Origin of the sequence: Pseudomonas mangiferae (assembly GCF_007109405.1) — a bacterium.
In the GTDB taxonomy this organism is placed as follows: Bacteria; Pseudomonadota; Gammaproteobacteria; order Pseudomonadales; family Pseudomonadaceae; genus Pseudomonas_T; species Pseudomonas_T mangiferae.
In genome coordinates this window covers 21,078-39,467 of sequence record NZ_VJOY01000021.1, presented here as the reverse complement: position 1 = coordinate 39,467, position 18,390 = coordinate 21,078, and the positions used below count along the sequence as shown (strand labels likewise).

30 protein-coding genes are annotated in these 18,390 nt (G+C 61.0%); 1 reads left to right on the top strand and 29 read right to left on the bottom strand.

Going from position 1 to position 18,390, the window contains the following annotated elements:
* The first annotated feature begins 52 nt into the window (after nucleotides 1-52).
* Complete coding sequence (gene uvrA, locus FM069_RS19840; RefSeq protein WP_143490142.1) at nucleotides 53-2,887, top strand: excinuclease ABC subunit UvrA; 2,835 nt, start codon at nucleotides 53-55, stop codon at nucleotides 2,885-2,887.
* Nucleotides 2,888-2,940: 53 nt separating this feature from the next.
* Here uvrA and FM069_RS19835 read toward each other — a convergent pair whose 3' ends face one another.
* The 29 genes from FM069_RS19835 to rpsJ all read right to left on the bottom strand — a co-directional run bounded on the left by FM069_RS19835 (nucleotide 2,941) and on the right by rpsJ (nucleotide 18,261).
* Complete coding sequence (locus FM069_RS19835) at nucleotides 2,941-4,395, bottom strand: catalase (RefSeq protein WP_143490141.1); 1,455 nt, start codon at nucleotides 4,393-4,395, stop codon at nucleotides 2,941-2,943.
* 159 nt (nucleotides 4,396-4,554) lie between these two features.
* Entirely contained in the window at nucleotides 4,555-4,941 is a 387-nt protein-coding gene (rplQ, locus tag FM069_RS19830; RefSeq protein ID WP_143490140.1) for a 50S ribosomal protein L17, read from the bottom strand.
* Between the two features lie 44 nt (nucleotides 4,942-4,985).
* Nucleotides 4,986-5,987, bottom strand: a complete 1,002-nt coding sequence (locus FM069_RS19825) for a DNA-directed RNA polymerase subunit alpha (RefSeq protein WP_143490139.1) — start codon at nucleotides 5,985-5,987, stop codon at nucleotides 4,986-4,988.
* A gap of 22 nt (nucleotides 5,988-6,009) precedes the next feature.
* Nucleotides 6,010-6,630: a 30S ribosomal protein S4 gene (gene rpsD / locus FM069_RS19820; protein WP_143490138.1), complete on the bottom strand. Its 621-nt coding sequence runs from the start codon at nucleotides 6,628-6,630 to the stop codon at nucleotides 6,010-6,012.
* Between the two features lie 17 nt (nucleotides 6,631-6,647).
* Complete coding sequence (rpsK, locus tag FM069_RS19815) at nucleotides 6,648-7,037, bottom strand: 30S ribosomal protein S11 (RefSeq protein ID WP_003093689.1); 390 nt, start codon at nucleotides 7,035-7,037, stop codon at nucleotides 6,648-6,650.
* Nucleotides 7,038-7,067: 30 nt separating this feature from the next.
* Nucleotides 7,068-7,424 (bottom strand): 30S ribosomal protein S13, encoded by a 357-nt coding sequence (rpsM, locus tag FM069_RS19810; protein WP_143490137.1) that lies wholly within the window; start codon nucleotides 7,422-7,424, stop codon nucleotides 7,068-7,070.
* 132 nt (nucleotides 7,425-7,556) lie between these two features.
* Complete coding sequence (rpmJ, locus tag FM069_RS19805; protein WP_003281814.1) at nucleotides 7,557-7,673, bottom strand: 50S ribosomal protein L36; 117 nt, start codon at nucleotides 7,671-7,673, stop codon at nucleotides 7,557-7,559.
* Nucleotides 7,674-7,701: 28 nt separating this feature from the next.
* On the bottom strand, nucleotides 7,702-9,033 hold the full coding sequence (secY, locus tag FM069_RS19800) for a preprotein translocase subunit SecY (RefSeq protein ID WP_143490136.1): 1,332 nt from the start codon (nucleotides 9,031-9,033) through the stop codon (nucleotides 7,702-7,704).
* Nucleotides 9,034-9,468 carry a 50S ribosomal protein L15 gene (rplO, locus tag FM069_RS19795; RefSeq protein ID WP_143490135.1) on the bottom strand — a complete coding sequence of 145 codons (435 nt, stop codon included), beginning with the start codon at nucleotides 9,466-9,468 and terminating at the stop codon, nucleotides 9,034-9,036.
* 3 nt (nucleotides 9,469-9,471) lie between these two features.
* Nucleotides 9,472-9,654, bottom strand: a complete 183-nt coding sequence (rpmD, locus tag FM069_RS19790) for a 50S ribosomal protein L30 (RefSeq protein ID WP_143490134.1) — start codon at nucleotides 9,652-9,654, stop codon at nucleotides 9,472-9,474.
* Nucleotides 9,655-9,656: 2 nt separating this feature from the next.
* The gene (gene rpsE / locus FM069_RS19785) at nucleotides 9,657-10,187 is read right to left on the bottom strand and encodes a 30S ribosomal protein S5 (RefSeq protein ID WP_143490133.1); all 531 of its coding nucleotides are present in this window, start codon (nucleotides 10,185-10,187) and stop codon (nucleotides 9,657-9,659) included.
* 3 nt (nucleotides 10,188-10,190) lie between these two features.
* Nucleotides 10,191-10,541 carry a 50S ribosomal protein L18 gene (rplR, locus tag FM069_RS19780; protein ID WP_143490132.1) on the bottom strand — a complete coding sequence of 117 codons (351 nt, stop codon included), beginning with the start codon at nucleotides 10,539-10,541 and terminating at the stop codon, nucleotides 10,191-10,193.
* Nucleotides 10,542-10,551: 10 nt separating this feature from the next.
* Complete coding sequence (gene rplF, locus FM069_RS19775) at nucleotides 10,552-11,085, bottom strand: 50S ribosomal protein L6 (protein WP_143490131.1); 534 nt, start codon at nucleotides 11,083-11,085, stop codon at nucleotides 10,552-10,554.
* A gap of 11 nt (nucleotides 11,086-11,096) precedes the next feature.
* Nucleotides 11,097-11,489: a 30S ribosomal protein S8 gene (gene rpsH / locus FM069_RS19770; RefSeq protein ID WP_143490130.1), complete on the bottom strand. Its 393-nt coding sequence runs from the start codon at nucleotides 11,487-11,489 to the stop codon at nucleotides 11,097-11,099.
* A 184-nt stretch (nucleotides 11,490-11,673) separates the two neighbouring features.
* Complete coding sequence (rpsN, locus tag FM069_RS19765) at nucleotides 11,674-11,979, bottom strand: 30S ribosomal protein S14 (RefSeq protein WP_143490129.1); 306 nt, start codon at nucleotides 11,977-11,979, stop codon at nucleotides 11,674-11,676.
* A 12-nt stretch (nucleotides 11,980-11,991) separates the two neighbouring features.
* Complete coding sequence (gene rplE / locus FM069_RS19760; protein WP_143490128.1) at nucleotides 11,992-12,531, bottom strand: 50S ribosomal protein L5; 540 nt, start codon at nucleotides 12,529-12,531, stop codon at nucleotides 11,992-11,994.
* Nucleotides 12,532-12,551: 20 nt separating this feature from the next.
* Nucleotides 12,552-12,866, bottom strand: a complete 315-nt coding sequence (gene rplX, locus FM069_RS19755; RefSeq protein ID WP_143490127.1) for a 50S ribosomal protein L24 — start codon at nucleotides 12,864-12,866, stop codon at nucleotides 12,552-12,554.
* A gap of 12 nt (nucleotides 12,867-12,878) precedes the next feature.
* Complete coding sequence (gene rplN / locus FM069_RS19750; protein ID WP_016490539.1) at nucleotides 12,879-13,247, bottom strand: 50S ribosomal protein L14; 369 nt, start codon at nucleotides 13,245-13,247, stop codon at nucleotides 12,879-12,881.
* Between the two features lie 11 nt (nucleotides 13,248-13,258).
* Nucleotides 13,259-13,525, bottom strand: coding sequence for a 30S ribosomal protein S17 (gene rpsQ / locus FM069_RS19745; protein ID WP_143490126.1), 267 nt, complete (start codon nucleotides 13,523-13,525; stop codon nucleotides 13,259-13,261).
* Nucleotides 13,526-13,527: 2 nt separating this feature from the next.
* Nucleotides 13,528-13,719 carry a 50S ribosomal protein L29 gene (gene rpmC / locus FM069_RS19740; protein ID WP_002555481.1) on the bottom strand — a complete coding sequence of 64 codons (192 nt, stop codon included), beginning with the start codon at nucleotides 13,717-13,719 and terminating at the stop codon, nucleotides 13,528-13,530.
* A complete protein-coding gene (gene rplP / locus FM069_RS19735; protein WP_111261956.1) occupies nucleotides 13,719-14,132 on the bottom strand; it encodes a 50S ribosomal protein L16 in 414 nt (137 codons plus the stop codon). The genes rpmC and rplP overlap by 1 nt, the downstream gene beginning before the upstream one ends.
* Before the next feature lie 11 nt (nucleotides 14,133-14,143).
* On the bottom strand, nucleotides 14,144-14,830 hold the full coding sequence (gene rpsC / locus FM069_RS19730; protein WP_143490125.1) for a 30S ribosomal protein S3: 687 nt from the start codon (nucleotides 14,828-14,830) through the stop codon (nucleotides 14,144-14,146).
* A 13-nt stretch (nucleotides 14,831-14,843) separates the two neighbouring features.
* Nucleotides 14,844-15,176, bottom strand: coding sequence for a 50S ribosomal protein L22 (gene rplV / locus FM069_RS19725; protein WP_003103908.1), 333 nt, complete (start codon nucleotides 15,174-15,176; stop codon nucleotides 14,844-14,846).
* Nucleotides 15,177-15,189: 13 nt separating this feature from the next.
* On the bottom strand, nucleotides 15,190-15,465 hold the full coding sequence (gene rpsS / locus FM069_RS19720; protein WP_143490124.1) for a 30S ribosomal protein S19: 276 nt from the start codon (nucleotides 15,463-15,465) through the stop codon (nucleotides 15,190-15,192).
* A 16-nt stretch (nucleotides 15,466-15,481) separates the two neighbouring features.
* Complete coding sequence (gene rplB / locus FM069_RS19715) at nucleotides 15,482-16,303, bottom strand: 50S ribosomal protein L2 (RefSeq protein ID WP_143490123.1); 822 nt, start codon at nucleotides 16,301-16,303, stop codon at nucleotides 15,482-15,484.
* 11 nt (nucleotides 16,304-16,314) lie between these two features.
* Entirely contained in the window at nucleotides 16,315-16,614 is a 300-nt protein-coding gene (gene rplW / locus FM069_RS19710) for a 50S ribosomal protein L23 (protein ID WP_143490122.1), read from the bottom strand.
* Nucleotides 16,611-17,213 carry a 50S ribosomal protein L4 gene (gene rplD / locus FM069_RS19705; protein WP_143490121.1) on the bottom strand — a complete coding sequence of 201 codons (603 nt, stop codon included), beginning with the start codon at nucleotides 17,211-17,213 and terminating at the stop codon, nucleotides 16,611-16,613. The genes rplW and rplD overlap by 4 nt, the downstream gene beginning before the upstream one ends.
* 14 nt (nucleotides 17,214-17,227) lie before the next feature.
* Nucleotides 17,228-17,863, bottom strand: coding sequence for a 50S ribosomal protein L3 (rplC, locus tag FM069_RS19700; RefSeq protein ID WP_143490120.1), 636 nt, complete (start codon nucleotides 17,861-17,863; stop codon nucleotides 17,228-17,230).
* An 86-nt stretch (nucleotides 17,864-17,949) separates the two neighbouring features.
* Entirely contained in the window at nucleotides 17,950-18,261 is a 312-nt protein-coding gene (rpsJ, locus tag FM069_RS19695; protein WP_003103876.1) for a 30S ribosomal protein S10, read from the bottom strand.
* Between the last annotated feature and the right edge of the window lie 129 nt (nucleotides 18,262-18,390).

Here is an 18,390-nt window from a genome sequence, read left to right as displayed (position 1 = left end):
TTGGGCGAACCGTATACTCGCGGGTTTTCCCGCCCGCTACAGCGAGGCTGTTTTGGATAAGATCCTGATCCGTGGGGCACGTACCCACAACCTGAAGAACATCGACCTGACACTGCCCCGCGACAAGCTGATCGTCATCACCGGCCTGTCCGGGTCCGGGAAATCCTCGCTGGCGTTCGACACCCTCTACGCGGAAGGCCAGCGCCGCTACGTGGAATCGCTGTCGGCCTACGCCCGCCAGTTCCTCTCGATGATGGAAAAGCCCGACGTCGACACCATCGAAGGCTTGTCCCCGGCCATCTCCATCGAGCAGAAGTCCACCTCCCACAACCCCCGCTCCACCGTGGGCACCATCACCGAGATCTACGACTACCTGCGCCTGTTGTACGCCCGCGTCGGCATCCCCCGCTGCCCCGACCACGACACGCCGCTGGAGGCCCAGACCGTCAGCCAGATGGTGGACCAGGTCCTGGCGATGCCCGAGGGCAGCAAGCTGATGCTGCTGGCGCCCATCGTCCGCGAGCGCAAGGGCGAGCATCTGTCGGTGTTCGAGGAAATGCGCGCCCAGGGCTTCGTCCGCGCCCGGGTCAACGGCAAGCTCTACGAACTGGACGAGCTGCCCAAGCTGGACAAGCAGAAGAAGCACACCATCGACGTGGTGGTGGACCGCTTCAAGGTCCGCGGCGACCTGCAGCAGCGCCTGGCGGAATCCTTCGAGACCGCCCTGTCCCTGGCCGATGGCATCGCCCTGGTGGCGCCGATGGAGGGCGAGACCGGCGAGGAGACCATTTTCTCCGCGCGCTTCGCCTGCCCGGTCTGCGGCCACTCCATCAGCGAGCTGGAACCCAAGCTGTTCTCCTTCAACAACCCCGCCGGCGCCTGTCCCACCTGCGACGGCCTGGGGGTGAAGCAGTTCTTCGATGCACGCCGGGTGGTGAACGGCGAGCTGACCCTGGCCGAGGGCGCGATCCGCGGCTGGGACCGGCGCAACGTCTATTACTTCCAGATGCTCGGCTCCCTGGCCTCGCATTTCCGCTTCAGCCTGGAAGAGCCGTTCGACAGCCTGCCGCCGGAGCAGCAGAAGGTCGTGTTGCACGGCTCCGGCCGGGAAAACGTCGACTTCCGCTACCTCAATGACCGTGGCGACATCGTCAAGCGTTCCCACCCCTTCGAGGGCATCCTGCCCAACCTGGAGCGCCGCTACCGGGAGACCGAGTCCCAGACCGTCCGCGAGGAACTGGCCAAGTTCCTCAGCACCCAGCCCTGCCCGGACTGCCGCGGCACCCGCCTGCGCCGCGAGGCACGCCACGTGTGGGTGGGCGAGAAGACCCTGCCGGCGGTGACCAACCTGCCGGTGGGCGACGCCAGCGACTATTTCGGCGGCCTGGCGCTGACCGGCCGCCGCGGCGAGATCGCCGCCAAGATCCTCAAGGAGATCCGCGAGCGCCTGCAGTTCCTGGTGAACGTGGGCCTCGACTACCTCACCCTGGATCGCAGCGCCGACACCCTGTCCGGCGGCGAGGCCCAGCGCATCCGCCTGGCCAGCCAGATCGGCGCCGGCCTGGTGGGGGTGATGTACATCCTCGACGAGCCGTCCATCGGCTTGCACCAGCGGGACAACGAGCGTTTGCTGGGGACCCTTACCCACCTGCGCAACCTGGGCAACACGGTGATCGTGGTGGAGCACGACGAGGACGCCATCCGCCTCGCCGACTACGTGGTGGACATCGGCCCCGGCGCCGGTGTGCATGGCGGCAGCATCGTTGCCGAAGGCACGCCCGACGAAGTGATGGCCCACCCGGACTCCCTCACCGGCAAGTACCTGTCGGGCCGCACCAAGATCGTCGTGCCCCCGAAACGCACGCCACGGGACAAGAAGGCGCTGCTCAAGCTCAAGGGTGCCCGCGGCAACAACCTGCAGAAGGTCGACCTGGAAATCCCGGTGGGCCTGTTCACCTGCATCACCGGGGTGTCCGGCTCGGGCAAGTCCACCCTGATCAACAACACGCTGTTCCCCATCACCGCCACCGCGCTGAACGGCGCCACCACCTTGGAAGTGGCGCCCCACGACACCTTCGACGGCCTACAGCACCTGGACAAGGTGGTGGACATCGATCAGAGCCCCATCGGCCGTACGCCCCGCTCCAACCCAGCCACCTACACCGGCCTGTTCACGCCGATCCGCGAGCTGTTCTCCGGCGTGCCGGAAGCCCGTTCCCGGGGCTATGGCCCGGGGCGCTTCTCGTTCAACGTCAAGGGCGGCCGTTGCGAGGCCTGCCAGGGCGATGGCGTGATCAAGGTGGAGATGCACTTCCTGCCGGACATCTACGTGCCCTGCGACGTGTGCAAGGGCAAGCGCTACAACCGGGAAACCCTGGAAGTGAAGTACAAGGGCAAGAGCATCACCGAGGTGCTCGACATGACCATCGAGGAGGCCCGGGCCTTCTTCGACGCGGTCCCGGCCATCGCCCGCAAGCTGCAGACCCTGATGGACGTGGGCCTCAGCTACATCAAGTTGGGCCAGAGCGCGACCACGTTGTCGGGCGGCGAGGCGCAGCGGGTCAAGCTGTCCCGCGAACTCTCCAAGCGCGATACCGGCAAGACCCTCTACATTCTCGACGAGCCCACCACCGGCCTGCACTTCGCCGACATCCAGCAGCTGCTCGACGTGCTGCACCGCCTGCGCGACCACGGCAACACCGTGGTGGTGATCGAACACAACCTGGATGTGATCAAGACCGCCGACTGGCTGGTGGACCTGGGACCCGAGGGCGGTTCCAAGGGTGGACGGATCATCGCCACCGGGACCCCGGAAGACGTGGCGGCCAATCCCAAGTCCTACACCGGGCACTTCCTCAAGCCCCTGCTGGAGCGTGACCGGGCCTGATGGACGCCTGTGGCGGCCTGCACGGGGAGGCAGGTCGCCGGCAGAGTGAGTCGTCACTCCACCTCCGCCAGGGCGACCTCCAGTCCCAAGGCCACACCCTCGCCGTAAACCCGGTCGGCCTTCAGGAAGTGGGCGATCTGCCGGCGCTGGATCACCCGGTCGACGCCCCTCATGGCATTCACGATGTTGTCGATCAGCAACGCCTTCTGGGCCGGGCTCATTAGCCGGAACAGTGCGCCGGCCTGGCTGTAGTAGTCGTCGTCGAGACGATGGTCGTGGCGACCTGCAGCACCGCTCAGCGGCAGCGGCGGTTCGGCAGACCGAGCCGTCTGCCGGGGCGAACCCTCGACGCTGTTGGGCTCATAGTTCGGCGCCGCGCCGCCATTGCTGCCGAGCGCCATGGCACCGTCGCGCTGGTAGCTGTTGACCGGGCTGCGGGGCGCATTGATCGGCAGCTGCTGATGATTGGTGCCGACCCGGTAGCGTTGGGCATCGGCATAGGCGAATACCCGTCCCTGCAGCATGCGGTCCGGTGACAAGCCCACACCAGGCACCACGTTGCTGGGGGCGAACGTGGCCTGCTCCACCTCCGCGAAATAATTGAGCGGGTTGCGGTTCAGCTCGAGCACGCCCACCTCCACCAGCGGGAATTGCCGCTGCGACCACGTCTTGGTGACATCGAACGGGTTCTCGGGGTGGCTCGCAGCCTGGGCTTCGCTCATCACCTGCATGCACACCCGCCACCTCGGGTACTCGCCCCGCTCGATGGCCTGGAACAGGTCCCGCTGCGCATAGTCGGGGTCACTCCCAGCGAGCCTCATGGCCTCCCGGGGCGCCAGGTTGCGGATGCCCTGCATGGACTTGTAGTGCCACTTCACCCAATGGCGTTCGCCCTGGGCGTTGATCAGGCTGTAGGTATGGCTGCCGAAGCCGTGCATGAAGCGATAGCCATCTGGAATGCCGCGATCGGAGAAGAGGATGGTGACCTGGTGCAGGGATTCGGGGGACAACGACCAGAAGTCCCACATGGCTCGCGGACTCTTCAGGTGGGTCTGGGGGTCGCGTTTCTGGGTGTGGATGAAGTCGGGAAATTTCAGCGGATCGCGGATGAAGAACACCGGGGTGTTGTTGCCCACCACATCCCAGTTGCCTTCCTCGGTGTAGAACTTGAGCGCGAACCCCCGCGGGTCACGCTCGGTGTCGGCCGAGCCCCGCTCGCCTCCGACGGTTGAAAAGCGCAGGAAGACTGGTGTCTGCTTGCCGACTACCTCGAACAGCCTGGCGTGGGTGTAGCGACTGAGCTCGGCGGTTACGGTGAAGGTGCCATGGGCACCGGAGCCCTTTGCATGCACGCGCCGCTCTGGAATGACCTCCCGGTTGAAATGGGCCAATTTTTCCAGCAGGTGGAAGTCGTCGAGCAGGAGAGGCCCGCGTGGGCCTGCGGAACGGGAGTTCTGGTTATCGGCGATCGGGATGCCACTGGCGCTGGTAAGGATCGTGTCACTCATTAATGTGCTCCTGGATTCCGGCTCGAGGTTCGGGCACCAGCGTACCGAGCAGCACAAAACAACAGCCAATTTATTAAGGCAAAAAGATTGATAGAGCCTGACAATTGATCAGGCAATAAAAAACCGGGCCTAGGCCCGGTTCTTTATGACGTCCGAGAATTACTCGGCAGCCTGCACTTCACCAGCGACCGGACGGTCGACCAGCTCGACGTAGGCCATGGGCGCATTGTCCCCAGCGCGGAAGCCGCACTTCAGGATGCGCAGGTAGCCACCTTGACGGTTGGCGTAGCGCTTGCCCAGGTCGTTGAACAGCTTGCCGACGATGGCTTTCGAACGGGTACGGTCGAAGGCCAGGCGACGGTTGGCGACGCTGTCTTCCTTGGCCAGGGTGATCAGCGGCTCGGCAACGCGGCGCAGTTCCTTGGCTTTCGGCAGGGTGGTCTTGATCAGTTCGTGCTCGAACAGCGACACGGCCATGTTCTGGAACATCGCTTTGCGGTGTGCGCTGGTGCGGCTCAGGTGACGGCCACTTTTACGATGACGCATGATTGAAATTCCTTACCAAACCTTGAGTTCGGTGATTACGACGATCAGGCAGTCGCCTTGTCGTCCTTCTTCAGACTTGCCGGCGGCCAGTTGTCGAGGCGCATACCGAGGGACAGACCACGGGAAGCCAGAACATCCTTGATTTCAGTCAGGGACTTCTTGCCCAGGTTCGGCGTCTTCAACAGCTCCACTTCGGTGCGCTGGATCAGGTCACCGATGTAGTAGATGTTTTCTGCTTTCAGGCAGTTGGCCGAACGCACGGTCAGTTCCAGGTCGTCGACAGGGCGGAGAAGGATCGGATCGATCTCGTCTTCCTGCTCGACCACCACCGGCTCGCTGTCACCCTTGAGGTCGACGAACGCGGCCAGCTGCTGCTGCAGGATGGTCGCGGCACGACGGATGGCCTCTTCGGGATCCAGGGTACCGTTGGTTTCCAGGTCGATGACCAGTTTGTCCAGGTTGGTGCGTTGCTCGACGCGGGCGTTTTCCACCACGTAGGCGACCCGACGGACCGGGCTGAACGAAGCATCCAGCTGAAGGCGACCGATGCTGCGACTTTCGTCTTCATCGCTCTGGCGCACGTCGGCGGGCTCGTAGCCGCGCCCACGGGCAACCTTCAGCTTCATGTTCAGGGAACCGTTGTCCGCCAGATTGGCGATCACGTGGTCGCCGTTGACGATTTCGACATCATGATCCAGCTGAATATCGGCAGCGGTGACCACGCCCGAACCTTTCTTGACCAGGTTCAGCGTTACTTCGTCGCGGCCGTGCAACTTGATAGCCAGACCTTTCAGGTTGAGCAGGATTTCAATGACATCTTCCTGCACACCTTCGATGGCGCTGTACTCGTGGAGCACGCCATCGATTTCGGCCTCGACTACTGCACAGCCAGGCATGGAGGACAACAGGATGCGACGCAGCGCGTTGCCCAGGGTATGGCCGAAACCACGCTCGAGAGGCTCGAGCGTGATCTTGGCGCGGGTCGGACCGACCACCTGCACATCGATATGGCGGGGGGTCAGAAACTCATTTACCGAACTCTGCATGGATGCACCTATTTTCTAGCCCTTACTTGGAGTAGAGCTCGACAATCAGGTTTTCGTTGATGTCGGCAGACAGATCGCCGCGAGCCGGCACGCTCTTGAACACACCGGATTTCTTCTCGGCGTCCACCTCGACCCACTCAACGCGGCCGCGCTGTGCATTCAGCTCGAGAGCCTGGGCGATGCGCAGCTGATTCTTCGACTTCTCGCGAACGGCAACCACGTCACCGGCCTTGACCTGGTAGGACGGGATGTTCACGGTCTGGCCGTTGACGCTGATGGTCTTGTGGGAAACCAACTGACGGGACTCGGCGCGGGTGGCACCGAAGCCCATACGATAGACGACGTTGTCCAGACGGCATTCGAGCAGTTGCAGCAGGTTCTCGCCGGTAGCGCCCTTGCGACGGGCCGCTTCCTTGTAGTAACCGCTGAACTGACGCTCCAGCACACCGTAGATACGGCGCACTTTCTGCTTCTCGCGCAGCTGGGTGCCGTAGTCGGACAGACGGCCACGGCGAGCGCCGTGCTGGCCGGGAGCCTGTTCGATGTTGCATTTGGATTCGAGCGCGCGCGAACCACTCTTCAGGAAGAGATCGGTGCCTTCACGACGGGACAGTTTGCACTTGGGACCAATGTAACGAGCCATTTCTCACTGTCTCCTGATTACACGCGACGCTTCTTCGGCGGACGGCACCCGTTGTGCGGGATGGGCGTCACGTCGGTGATGCTGGCGATTTTGTAACCGCAGGCGTTCAGTGCACGCACGGCGGACTCACGACCCGGACCGGGACCCTTGACGTTCACGTCGAGGTTCTTCAGACCGTATTCCAGTGCGGCTTGACCGGCACGCTCCGCGGCTACCTGGGCAGCGAACGGGGTGCTCTTACGGGAGCCACGGAAACCGGAACCACCCGAGGTCGCCCAGGACAATGCGTTGCCCTGACGATCGGTGATGGTCACGATGGTGTTGTTGAACGACGCGTGGATGTGGGCGATCCCATCAACCACTGTCTTTTTGACTTTTTTACGAGGACGAGCAGCTGGCTTGGCCATGACTTAATTCCTGTCGATTCGCGGGCGCAATTACTTGCGGATCGGCTTACGCGGGCCCTTGCGGGTACGCGCGTTGGTCTTGGTACGCTGACCACGAACAGGCAAGCCACGACGATGGCGCAGACCGCGGTAGCAGCCCAGGTCCATGAGACGCTTGATGTTCATGTTGATTTCGCGGCGCAGATCACCCTCGGTGGTGAGCTTGGCGACTTCGCCACGCAGCTGTTCCAACTGTTCGTCGGACAGATCCTTGATCTTCACCGCCGGGTTGATCCCGGTGGCGGCGCAGATGCTCTGCGCAGAGGTGCGACCAACACCGTAGATGTAGGTCAGCGAGATAACAGTGTGTTTGTTATCCGGAATGTTGACGCCTGCAATACGGGCCATTCAGTGAAACTCCAATTGACAGCTACCTACGCCCCGGAAGCCAAGAAAAGGGCGCGAGATATTAGCGCTGTAATATCAAATATACAACCCGGCAGCGCACTAGCTGCCGGGCTCATCACGCGTGGATCACACTCAGCCTTGGCGCTGTTTGTGACGCGGCTCCGCGCTGCAGATGACCCGCACGACGCCGTCGCGACGGATGATCTTGCAGTTACGGCACAGCTTCTTCACCGATGCACGAACTTTCATCACCAACTCCTCTAACCTTACGGGCCACTCAGCGCAGCATGCCGCTGCCGCCGTAGCCCTTCAGGTTGGCTTTCTTCATCAGGGATTCGTACTGGTGCGAAACGAGGTGAGATTGCACTTGGGCCATAAAGTCCATCACAACCACGACCACGATCAGCAACGAGGTCCCGCCAAGGTAGAACGGTACGTTGGCCGCCACCACCAGGAACTGGGGCAGCAGGCAGACGGCCGTCATGTACAGAGCGCCGAACAGAGTCAAGCGGGTCAGTACGCTATCGATGTAGCGTGCGGACTGCTCGCCCGGACGGATGCCCGGAATGAAGGCACCGGACTTCTTCAGGTTTTCCGCCACGTCCTTCGGGTTGAACATCAATGCCGTGTAGAAGAAGCAGAAGAAAATGATCCCTGCACTAAACAGCAGAATGTTCAACGGCTGGCCGGGAGCGATCGCCTGGGCGAGGTCCTGGAGCCAGCTCATGCCTTCGGACTGACCGAACCAGGAGCCGAGCGACGCCGGGAACAGCAGGATGCTGCTGGCGAAGATCGCAGGGATGACCCCGGCCATGTTCACCTTCAGCGGCAGGTGGCTGGTCTGCGCCGCGAAGACCTTGCGGCCCTGCTGACGCTTGGCGTAGTGCACCGCGATGCGACGCTGACCACGCTCGATGAACACCACGAAGCCGATGATGGCGACCGCCAGCAAGCCGATCGCGACCAGGGCGAAAATGTTGATATCGCCCTGACGCGCAGACTCGAAGGACTGCCCGATGGCTCTCGGCAAACCGGCCACGATGCCCGAGAAGATCAGCATCGAAATACCGTTGCCCACGCCACGCTCGGTGATTTGCTCGCCCAGCCACATCATGAACATCGAGCCCGCCACGAAAGTGGTGACCGCCACGAAGTAGAAGCTGAAATCAGCCGAGAATGCGACGCCTTGACCAGCCAGCCCCATGGACATGCCAAAGGCCTGGACGCAAGCGAGAATCATCGCGCCGTAGCGGGTGTACTGGCTGATCTTGCGACGGCCAGACTCCCCTTCTTTCTTCAACTGCTCCAGCTGCGGGCTGATGGCAGTCATCAACTGCATGATGATCGATGCCGAGATGTACGGCATGATCCCAAGTGCAAAGATGCTCATCCGCTCCAGCGCGCCGCCGGAAAACATGTTGAAGAGGCTAAGAATGGTTCCCTCGTTCTGCTGAAACAGCGCCGCCAAGCGATCGGGGTTTATGCCCGGGACTGGGATGTGAGCGCCGATCCGGTAGACGATGATCGCCAGGAACAGGAAGCGCAAACGCGCCCAGAGCTCGGACAGACCGCCGTTGCTCAGCGAAGAGAGAGCACCTTGCTTAGCCATTTAGTCCTCGAATTTGCCGCCAGCTGCTTCGATAGCCGCGCGCGCACCTTTGGTGGCGGCGACCCCTTTCAGGGTGACTGCGCGAGCAACGTCGCCGGACAGCATGATTTTCACGCGCTGTACGTTCTGGTTGATCACGTTGGCATCCTTGAGGGCCTGCACGGTAATGACGTCGCCTTCCACCTTGGCCAGTTCGGAGGTACGGACTTCCGCACGATCCATGGCTTTCAGGGAAACGAAGCCGAACTTCGGCAGACGGCGGTGCAACGGCTGTTGACCACCCTCGAAGCCCGGGGCGACCTTGCCGCCGGAGCGGGAAGTCAGACCTTTGTGACCACGGCCACCGGTCTTGCCCAGACCGCTACCGATGCCACGACCCGGACGGTGCTTCTCGCGACGGGCACCCGGCGCGGAACGCAGATCGTTCAGTTTCATGGATTAACCCTCAACGCGCAGCAGGTAGTAAGCCTTGTTGATCATGCCGCGGTTTTCAGGCGTGTCCTGAACCTCGACGGTATGACCGATGCGACGCAGGCCGAGACCCTTGACGCAGGCTTTGTGGTTAGCCAGACGGCCGTTCACGCTCTTGATCAGCGTGACTTTGACAGTAGCGTTAGCCATGGTCAGCGGATCTCCTCGACGCTCTTGCCACGCTTGGCCGCCACGGATTCGGGCGACTGCATGTACTTGAGGCCTTTGAAGGTGGCGTACACCACGTTCACCGGGTTGGTGGAGCCGTAGCACTTGGCGAGGACGTTCTGGACGCCCGCCACTTCCAGCACCGCACGCATGGCGCCGCCCGCGATGATCCCGGTACCTTCGGAAGCCGGCTGCATGTAGACCTTGGAAGCGCCATGGGCGGACTTCACCGGGTACTGCAGCGTGGTGCCGCTCAGGTCGACCTGGATCATGTTGCGGCGAGCCGCTTCCATCGCTTTCTGGATGGCAGCCGGCACTTCGCGGGACTTGCCACGGCCGAAGCCGACTCGACCCTTGCCATCGCCAACGACGGTCAGGGCGGTGAAGGTGAAGATACGACCACCCTTCACGGTCTTGGCGACGCGGTTAACCTGGATCAGCTTCTCGATGTAGCCTTCATCGCGGCTGTCATCGCGATTGTCGCGGCTGTCGCGTCTTTGCTCGTTATTTGCCATAACTTAGAACTCCAGCCCGCCTTCACGAGCAGCATCAGCCAGCGCTTTCACACGGCCGTGGTACTTGAAGCCAGAACGATCGAACGCCACCTGGGTGACGCCAGCGGCTTTCGCACGCTCCGCGACCAGCTGGCCGACTTTCTTGGCCGCTTCGACGTTGCCGGTGGCGCCGTCACGCAGTTCTTTGTCCAGGGTCGAGGCGCTGGCCAGGACCTTGGCGCCGTCGGCCGAAAGGACCTGGGCGTAGATGTGCTGGGAAGAGCGGTACACGCAGAGGCGCACGGTTTCCAGCTCGCGCATTTTCAGGCGTGCCTTGCGAGCACGGCGCAGACGAGTTTCTTTCTTTACGCTCATTTGCTATGCCCTACTTCTTCTTAGCTTCTTTACGACGGACGACTTCGTCGGAGTAACGCACGCCCTTGCCTTTGTAAGGCTCCGGCGGACGGAAGTCGCGGATTTCCGCCGCTACCTGGCCGACCAGTTGCTTGTCGATGCCCTTGATCAGGATATCGGTCTGGCTGGGGGTTTCAGCGGTGACGCCTTGCGGCAGTTCGTAATCCACCGGATGCGAGAAGCCGAGCGCGAGGGACAGCACCTGGCCCTTGGCTTGCGCCTTGTAGCCAACGCCGACCAGCTGGAGCTTGCGCTCGAAGCCCTGGCTGACGCCGACGACCATGTTGTTCACCAGCGCACGGGTGGTGCCGGCCATGGCCTTGTTCTGCTGATCGCCATTGCGAGCGGCAAAACGCAGCTCGCCGGAATCCTGGATCACTTCCACGGAAGGATGTACGTTCAGTTCGAGAGCGCCCTTGGCGCCTTTCACCGAGAGCTGCTGGCCGTTGAGCTTGATCTCAACACCGGACGGCAGTTTGACGGGGTTCTTAGCAACGCGAGACATGCTTACTCCCCTTAGAACACAGTGCAGAGCACTTCGCCGCCGACACCTGCAGCACGGGCAGCACGATCAGTCATCACACCCTTGTTGGTGGAGACGATCGAAACACCCAGGCCACCGCGAACTTTCGGCAACTGGTCGACGGATTTGTACTGGCGCAGACCAGGACGGCTGACGCGCTTCAGCTCTTCGATGACCGGACGGCCTTCGAAATACTTCAGCTCGATCGACAGCTGCGGCTTGGCATCGCTGGTGACGTTGTAATCCGAAATGTAGCCTTCGTTCTTCAGAACGCTGGCTACAGCCACCTTCAACTTGGAAGAGGGCATGCTCACGACGGTCTTTTCAGCCATCTGGGCATTACGGATACGAGTTAGCATGTCCGCTAACGGGTCCTGCATACTCATGGGCTAGTAGCTCCTAATACAAAAGAATCAGCCTTGCGGCTCGTATCGCCCGGGCACCAGAAAACAGGGCCCACTTCGGCGAGCCGGTCATTCTAGAGACCGGCCAGAAACGAATCAAGCCCCGGCAGGGGCTTGATTCGTTTGGTTCCTCTGAAGCCGACGAACTGTCGGCCCCGAGACCGACTTACCAGCTGGCTTTCACCAGACCCGGTACGTCGCCGCGCATCGCGGCCTGGCGCAGCATGTTACGGCCGAGGCCGAACTTGCGATAGACGCCGTGCGGGCGGCCGGTCAGACGGCAGCGGTTACGCAGGCGGCTGGCGCTGGCGTCACGAGGCTGCTTCTGCAGAGCGATCTGCGCTTCCCAACGAGCTTCCGGGGCGGAATTCGGGTTGGCGATGATCGCTTTGAGTTCGGCGCGCTTCTTGGCGAACTTGGCAACCGTCAGCTGACGCTTCAGCTCACGGTTCTTCATGCTCTTCTTGGCCATGTCCTACTCCAATCAGTTGCGGAACGGGAAGTTGAAAGCGCGCAGCAGTGCACGCCCTTCATCATCCGTACGAGCAGTAGTGGTGAGCGTGATGTCCAGACCACGGAGCGCATCGATCTTGTCGTAATCGATTTCCGGGAAGATGATCTGCTCTTTTACACCCATGCTGTAGTTGCCACGACCATCGAAGGACTTGGCATTCAGGCCGCGGAAGTCACGCACGCGCGGCAGGGAGATGGAGAGCAGGCGATCCAGGAATTCGTACATGCGATCGCGACGCAGGGTCACTTTCACACCGATCGGCCAGCCTTCACGAACTTTGAACCCTGCAACGGATTTCCGGGCGTGGGTCACGACGACCTTCTGACCGGTGATCTTTTCCAGGTCGGCAACGGCGTTCTCGATGATCTTCTTGTCACCGATCGCTTCGCCAAGACCCATGTTCAGGGTGATTTTGGTGATGCGCGGAACTTCCATCACGTTCGCAAGCTTCAGTTCTTCCTTCAGCTTGGGCGCAATTTCCTTCCGGTAAATCTCTTTCAATCGTGCCATGGTCTTCTACCTAGCAGTGCTCAAGCATCGACAGATTTCTGGGTCGACTTGAAGACACGAATCTTCTTGCCTTCTTCGACCTTGAAACCTACGCGATCAGCCTTGTTGGTTTCGGTATTGAAGATGGCGACGTTGGAGACGTGCAGCGGCGCCTCCTTCTCGACGATACCGCCCTGGATGCCGGACATGGGGTTCGGCTTGGTATGGCGCTTGACCAGGTTGATCCCGGCGACGACCAGACGGTCGTCGGCGAGCACCTTGAGCACCTTGCCACGCTTGCCCTTGTCTTTGCCGGCGATGACGATGATCTCGTCGTCACGACGAATCTTTTGCATGACGGCTTCTCCTTACAGCACTTCGGGGGCGAGCGAGACGATTTTCATGAACTTCTCGGAACGAAGCTCACGGGTCACGGGCCCGAAGATGCGGGTGCCGATGGGCTCCTGCTTGTTGTTCAGCAGAACGGCAGCATTGCCATCGAAGCGAATGATGGAGCCGTCCGGACGGCGAACGCCGTGCTTGGTACGGACTACCACAGCGGTCATCACCTGGCCTTTCTTGACCTTGCCGCGCGGAATCGCTTCCTTCACGGTCACTTTGATGATGTCGCCGATACCCGCATAGCGACGATGCGAACCACCCAGCACCTTGATGCACATGACACGGCGTGCACCGCTGTTATCGGCCACTTCGAGCATGGATTGAGTCTGAATCATGGTTCCTCACCTCAAACTTCAACGGCGCGCTCGACGACTTCCACCAGGGCCCAAGCCTTGGTTTTAGCCAGCGGACGAGTCTCGCGAATGGTGACCAGGTCACCGGTACGGCACTGGTTGGTCTCGTCGTGGGCGTGCAACTTGGTCGAACGCTTCACGTATTTGCCGTAGATCGGGTGCTTGACGCGACGCTCGATCAGTACGGTGATGGTCTTATCCATCTTGTCGCTGACGACGCGGCCGGTCAGCGTGCGGACGGTTTTCTCAGCTTCAGCCATGATCACTTACCTGCCTGCTGGTTGAGCACAGTCTTCACGCGAGCGATGTCACGCTTGACTTGCGAGAGCAGGTGAGACTGCCCCAACTGGCCAGTTGCCTTCTGCATGCGCAGATTGAACTGGTCGCGCAGCAGGCCGAGCAGTTGCTCGTTCAGCTGTTGCGCGGATTTTTCACGAAGTTCATTCGCTTTCATCACATCACCGTCCGCTTAACAAAAGAGGTGGCGAGCGGCAGCTTTGCAGCAGCCAGGGCGAAAGCCTCACGCGCCAGCTCTTCGGAAACACCCTCGATCTCGTACAGGACCTTGCCCGGCTGAATCTGGGCTACCCAGTACTCGACCCCACCCTTACCTTTACCCATCCGAACTTCGAGGGGCTTCTTGGTGACAGGCTTGTCGGGGAACACGCGGATCCAGATTTTCCCGCCACGCTTCACGTGACGAGTCAGGGCACGACGAGCGGCCTCGATCTGGCGAGCGGTCAGACGACCACGAGCGACAGCTTTCAGGGCGAATTCGCCGAAGCTGACCTTGCTACCGCGCTGAGCCAGACCACGGTTGTGGCCGGTCATTTGCTTGCGGAATTTCGTACGCTTGGGTTGCAGCATGTGCGTACTCCTTACTTAGCAGCTTTTTTACGAGGCGCGGGCGCGACCGGCTTCAGTTCTTCCTGGCGGCCACCGATGACCTCACCCTTGAAGATCCAAACCTTCACACCGATCACACCGTAAGTGGTGTGCGCTTCGTAGGTTGCGTAGTCGATATCGGCACGCAGGGTGTGCAGGGGCACACGACCTTCGCGATACCACTCGGTACGAGCGATTTCAGCACCGCCCAAACGACCGCTCACCTGGATCTTGATGCCCTTGGCACCAATACGCATGGCGTTCTGTACAGCGCGCTTCATGGCGCGACGGAACATCACACGACGCTCAAGCTGCTGAGCCACGCTTTGCGCAACCAGCATGCCGTCGAGCTCGGGACGGCGGATCTCTTCGATGTTGATGTGCACCGGCACACCCATCTGCTTGGTCAGGTCCTGACGCAGCTTTTCAACATCTTCACCTTTCTTGCCGATCACGATGCCGGGACGAGCGGTGTGGATGGTGATGCGTGCGGTTTGAGCCGGGCGATGAATATCGATACGGCTGACGGACGCGCTTTTTAGTTTGTCTTGGAGGTATTCGCGGACCTTCAGGTCGGCGAACAGGTAATCCGCGTAGGTGCGCTTGTCGGCGTACCAGACGGAGGTGTGCTCCTTGACGATTCCCAGGCGAATGCCAGTGGGATGTACTTTCTGACCCATCTGAACGACTCCGTTACTTGTCCGCAACCTTGACAGTGATATGGCAAGACCGCTTGACGATGCGATCAGCACGACCTTTGGCTCGCGGCATGATGCGCTTCAGCGAACGCCCTTCGTTGACGAAGACGGTGCTGACCTTGAGGTCATCCACATCCGCGCCTTCGTTGTGCTCGGCGTTGGCCACGGCCGACTCCAGCACTTTCTTCATGATCTCGGCGGCTTTCTTGCTGCTGAAAGCCAGGAGGTTGAGCGCTTCGCCCACCTTCTTCCCGCGAATCTGGTCGGCGACCAAGCGGGCTTTCTGGGCGGAGATGCGAGCGCCCGACAACTTAGCGGCTACTTCCATCTTTCCTTACCCCTTAACGCTTGGCTTTCTTGTCCGCAGCGTGCCCGCGATAAGTGCGGGTACCGGCGAACTCGCCCAGTTTGTGGCCGACCATGTCTTCGTTCACGAGAACCGGGACATGCTGGCGACCGTTGTGCACGGCGATGGTCAGACCGACCATCTGCGGCAGTACGATGGAGCGACGCGACCAGGTTTTCACCGGCTTGCGATCGTTCTTTTCCACCGCCGTTTCGACTTTCTTCAACAGATGAAGGTCGATGAAGGGACCTTTTTTCAGAGAACGTGGCACTGTCGTAACCCTCTATTTACTTGCGGCGGCGAACGATCATGTTGTCGGTGCGCTTGTTCGAACGGGTCTTCGCGCCCTTGGTCGGGAAGCCCCACGGCGACACCGGATGACGACCACCCGAGGTACGACCTTCACCACCACCGTGCGGGTGGTCGACCGGGTTCATGGCCACGCCACGAACGGTCGGACGAACGCCACGCCAGCGCTTGGCACCGGCTTTACCCAGCGAACGCAGGCTGTGCTCGGTGTTCGAGACTTCGCCCAGGGTCGCACGGCACTCGGCCAGGACTTTGCGCATTTCGCCGGAGCGCAGACGCAGCGTCACGTAGGCCCCTTCACGCGCTACCAGCTGAGCGGAAGCGCCAGCGGAGCGAGCGATCTGAGCGCCCTTGCCAGGCTTCAGCTCGATACCGTGAACGGTGGAACCGACCGGGATGTTGCGCAGCGGCAGGCTGTTGCCAGCCTTGATCGGCGCGCCAGCACCGGAGACCAGCTGATCACCCGCCACGATGCCTTTCGGCGCGATGATGTAGCGGCGTTCGCCGTCCGCATACTTCAGCAGGGCGATGTGCGCGGTACGGTTCGGATCGTATTCCACACGCTCGACGATGGCAGGGATGCCATCCTTGTTGCGGCGGAAGTCGACCAGACGGTAGTGCTGCTTGTGACCACCACCGATATGACGGGTGGTGATACGGCCATTGTTGTTGCGGCCGCCCGACTTGGACTTCTTCTCGACCAGCGGAGCGTAGGGAGCGCCTTTGTGCAGATCTTTGTTGACGACCTTGACCACGAAACGGCGGCCAGCGGAAGTCGGTTTGCATTTAACGATTGCCATGGTGCACCCCTTTACTCAGCGCTGCTGGCGAAATCGAGATCTTGGCCCGGCTGAAGAGCGATGTACGCTTTCTTCCAGTCGTTGCGCTTGCCCAGGCCGCGAGCGGTACGCTTGGTCTTGCCCTTCACGTTGAGGGTGCTGACACCGGCGACTTTCACGCTGAACAGGCTTTCGACGGCCTTCTTGATTTCCAGCTTGGTTGCATCGGTGGCAACCTTGAAAACGAATTGGCTCTTGCCATCAGCCAGGACCGTTGCCTTCTCGGAAATATGCGGGCCCAGCAGCACTTTGAAAACGCGTTCCTGGTTCATCCCAGCAGCTCCTCGAATTTCTTCACGGCGGACACGGTGATCAGCACCTTGTCGTAGGCGATCAGGCTGACCGGGTCGGAACCCTGCACATCACGAACGTCGACGTGAGGCAGGTTGCGCGCGGCCAGATACAGGTTCTGGTCGACGGCGTCGGACACGATCAGTACGTCGCTCAGGCCCATGTCGTTCAGCTTGCCCAGCAGCGACTTGGTCTTCGGCGCGTCGACGGCGAACTCGTTCACCACGACCAGACGATCCTGACGTACCAGCTCGGCGAGGATGGAGCGCAGGGCTGCGCGGTACATCTTCTTGTTGAGCTTCTGGGTGTGATCCTGAGGCTTGGCGGCGAAGGTGGTACCACCGGAGCGCCAGATGGGGCTACGGATGGTGCCGGCACGGGCGCGGCCGGTACCCTTCTGACGCCACGGCTTCTTGCCGCCGCCACGGACTTCGGAACGGGTCTTCTGGGCACGGGTGCCCTGACGGCCACCGGCCATGTAGGCCACAACGGCCTGGTGAACCAGCGTTTCGTTGAATTCACCGCCGAAGGTCAGCTCGGAAACTTCGATCGCCTGAGCGCCATTTACATTCAATTGCATCTGATGCTCTCCCCTTAACCGCGAGCCTTGGCAGCCGGACGCACCAGCACATCGCCACCGGTAGCGCCGGGAACGGCGCCCTTGACGAGCAGCAGATTGCGTTCGGCGTCGACACGGACGACTTCCAGGGATTGCACGGTTACGCGCTCGGCACCCAGGTGACCGGACATCTTCTTGCCCTTGAACACTCGACCAGGAGTCTGGCACTGGCCGATGGAACCCGGGACACGGTGAGATACGGAGTTACCGTGGGTATTGTCCTGGCCGCGGAAATTCCAGCGCTTGATGGTACCGGCGAAGCCTTTACCCTTGGACTGACCGGTGACATCCACCAGTTGGCCTGCCTGGAACAACTCGACGTTGAGCTGATCGCCCGCCTTGTATTCGCCTTCTTCAAGACGGAACTCGACAGTCGAGCGGCCCGCGGCCACGTTGGCCTTGGAGAAGTGACCGGCTTGCGCCTTGGTCACACGAGAGGCACGACGCTCGCCGACAGTGACCTGCACGGCGCGATAGCCATCGCTCTCTTCGCTCTTGAATTGGGTGACGCGATTCGGCTCGATCTCGATGACCGTAACCGGAATGGAGACACCTTCCTCGGTGAAAATGCGGGTCATGCCGCACTTACGACCGACTACACCAATAGTCATGTTGTAAAACCTCATGAGTGTACGGGGCTTTCACCCGCTATGGCCGCCCATTTCAGAGCGTTACACGACTAAAACCCCGAAGGATTTCAGCCGAGGCTGATCTGCACTTCTACACCAGCCGCAAGATCAAGCTTCATCAGCGCATCGACGGTCTTGTCGGTCGGCTGAACGATGTCCAGCACGCGCTTGTGGGTACGGATCTCGTATTGATCGCGAGCATCTTTGTTGACGTGCGGGGAGATCAGCACCGTGAAGCGTTCCTTGCGGGTAGGCAGAGGAATCGGACCACGCACTTGAGCCCCAGTACGCTTCGCGGTTTCCACGATTTCCTGGGTGGACTGGTCGATCAGGCGATGGTCAAAAGCCTTCAGCCGGATACGGATTTGTTGGTTTTGCATTTGCCTCAGACTCCAAGTTGCCTTTCCCCTCGGACGCATACGCCCGATAAAAAGGAGGCGCAATTGTACGGATGGCCCCGAGGGGTGTCAATATTTGATCAATCCAAAGAAAAAGGCCCCGAAGGGCCT

Coding starts and splice junctions, on each gene's coding strand:
- FM069_RS19835 (WP_143490141.1), bottom strand. CDS start 4,395: ATGAGTGACACGATCCTTACCAGCGCCAGTGGCATCCCGATCGCCGAT.
- rplQ (WP_143490140.1), bottom strand. CDS start 4,941: ATGCGTCATCGTAAAAGTGGCCGTCACCTGAGCCGCACCAGCGCACAC.
- FM069_RS19825 (WP_143490139.1), bottom strand. CDS start 5,987: ATGCAGAGTTCGGTAAATGAGTTTCTGACCCCCCGCCATATCGATGTG.
- rpsD (WP_143490138.1), bottom strand. CDS start 6,630: ATGGCTCGTTACATTGGTCCCAAGTGCAAACTGTCCCGTCGTGAAGGC.
- rpsK (WP_003093689.1), bottom strand. CDS start 7,037: ATGGCCAAGCCAGCTGCTCGTCCTCGTAAAAAAGTCAAAAAGACAGTG.
- rpsM (WP_143490137.1), bottom strand. CDS start 7,424: ATGGCCCGTATTGCAGGCGTCAACATTCCGGATAACAAACACACTGTT.
- rpmJ (WP_003281814.1), bottom strand. CDS start 7,673: ATGAAAGTTCGTGCATCGGTGAAGAAGCTGTGCCGTAACTGCAAGATC.
- secY (WP_143490136.1), bottom strand. CDS start 9,033: ATGGCTAAGCAAGGTGCTCTCTCTTCGCTGAGCAACGGCGGTCTGTCC.
- rplO (WP_143490135.1), bottom strand. CDS start 9,468: ATGAAACTGAACGATCTGCGTTCCGCGCCGGGTGCCCGTCGCGAGAAG.
- rpmD (WP_143490134.1), bottom strand. CDS start 9,654: ATGGCTAACGCTACTGTCAAAGTCACGCTGATCAAGAGCGTGAACGGC.
- rpsE (WP_143490133.1), bottom strand. CDS start 10,187: ATGGCAAATAACGAGCAAAGACGCGACAGCCGCGACAATCGCGATGAC.
- rplR (WP_143490132.1), bottom strand. CDS start 10,541: ATGAGCGTAAAGAAAGAAACTCGTCTGCGCCGTGCTCGCAAGGCACGC.
- rplF (WP_143490131.1), bottom strand. CDS start 11,085: ATGTCTCGCGTTGCTAAGAACCCCGTCAAACTGCCGTCCGGTGTTGAG.
- rpsH (WP_143490130.1), bottom strand. CDS start 11,489: ATGAGTATGCAGGACCCGTTAGCGGACATGCTAACTCGTATCCGTAAT.
- rpsN (WP_143490129.1), bottom strand. CDS start 11,979: ATGGCCAAGAAGAGCATGAAGAACCGTGAGCTGAAGCGTCAGCTGACG.
- rplE (WP_143490128.1), bottom strand. CDS start 12,531: ATGGCACGATTGAAAGAGATTTACCGGAAGGAAATTGCGCCCAAGCTG.
- rplX (WP_143490127.1), bottom strand. CDS start 12,866: ATGCAAAAGATTCGTCGTGACGACGAGATCATCGTCATCGCCGGCAAA.
- rplN (WP_016490539.1), bottom strand. CDS start 13,247: ATGATTCAGACTCAATCCATGCTCGAAGTGGCCGATAACAGCGGTGCA.
- rpsQ (WP_143490126.1), bottom strand. CDS start 13,525: ATGGCTGAAGCTGAGAAAACCGTCCGCACGCTGACCGGCCGCGTCGTC.
- rpmC (WP_002555481.1), bottom strand. CDS start 13,719: ATGAAAGCGAATGAACTTCGTGAAAAATCCGCGCAACAGCTGAACGAG.
- rplP (WP_111261956.1), bottom strand. CDS start 14,132: ATGCTGCAACCCAAGCGTACGAAATTCCGCAAGCAAATGACCGGCCAC.
- rpsC (WP_143490125.1), bottom strand. CDS start 14,830: ATGGGTCAGAAAGTACATCCCACTGGCATTCGCCTGGGAATCGTCAAG.
- rplV (WP_003103908.1), bottom strand. CDS start 15,176: ATGGAAGTAGCCGCTAAGTTGTCGGGCGCTCGCATCTCCGCCCAGAAA.
- rplB (WP_143490123.1), bottom strand. CDS start 16,303: ATGGCAATCGTTAAATGCAAACCGACTTCCGCTGGCCGCCGTTTCGTG.
- rplW (WP_143490122.1), bottom strand. CDS start 16,614: ATGAACCAGGAACGCGTTTTCAAAGTGCTGCTGGGCCCGCATATTTCC.
- rplD (WP_143490121.1), bottom strand. CDS start 17,213: ATGCAATTGAATGTAAATGGCGCTCAGGCGATCGAAGTTTCCGAGCTG.
- rplC (WP_143490120.1), bottom strand. CDS start 17,863: ATGACTATTGGTGTAGTCGGTCGTAAGTGCGGCATGACCCGCATTTTC.
- rpsJ (WP_003103876.1), bottom strand. CDS start 18,261: ATGCAAAACCAACAAATCCGTATCCGGCTGAAGGCTTTTGACCATCGC.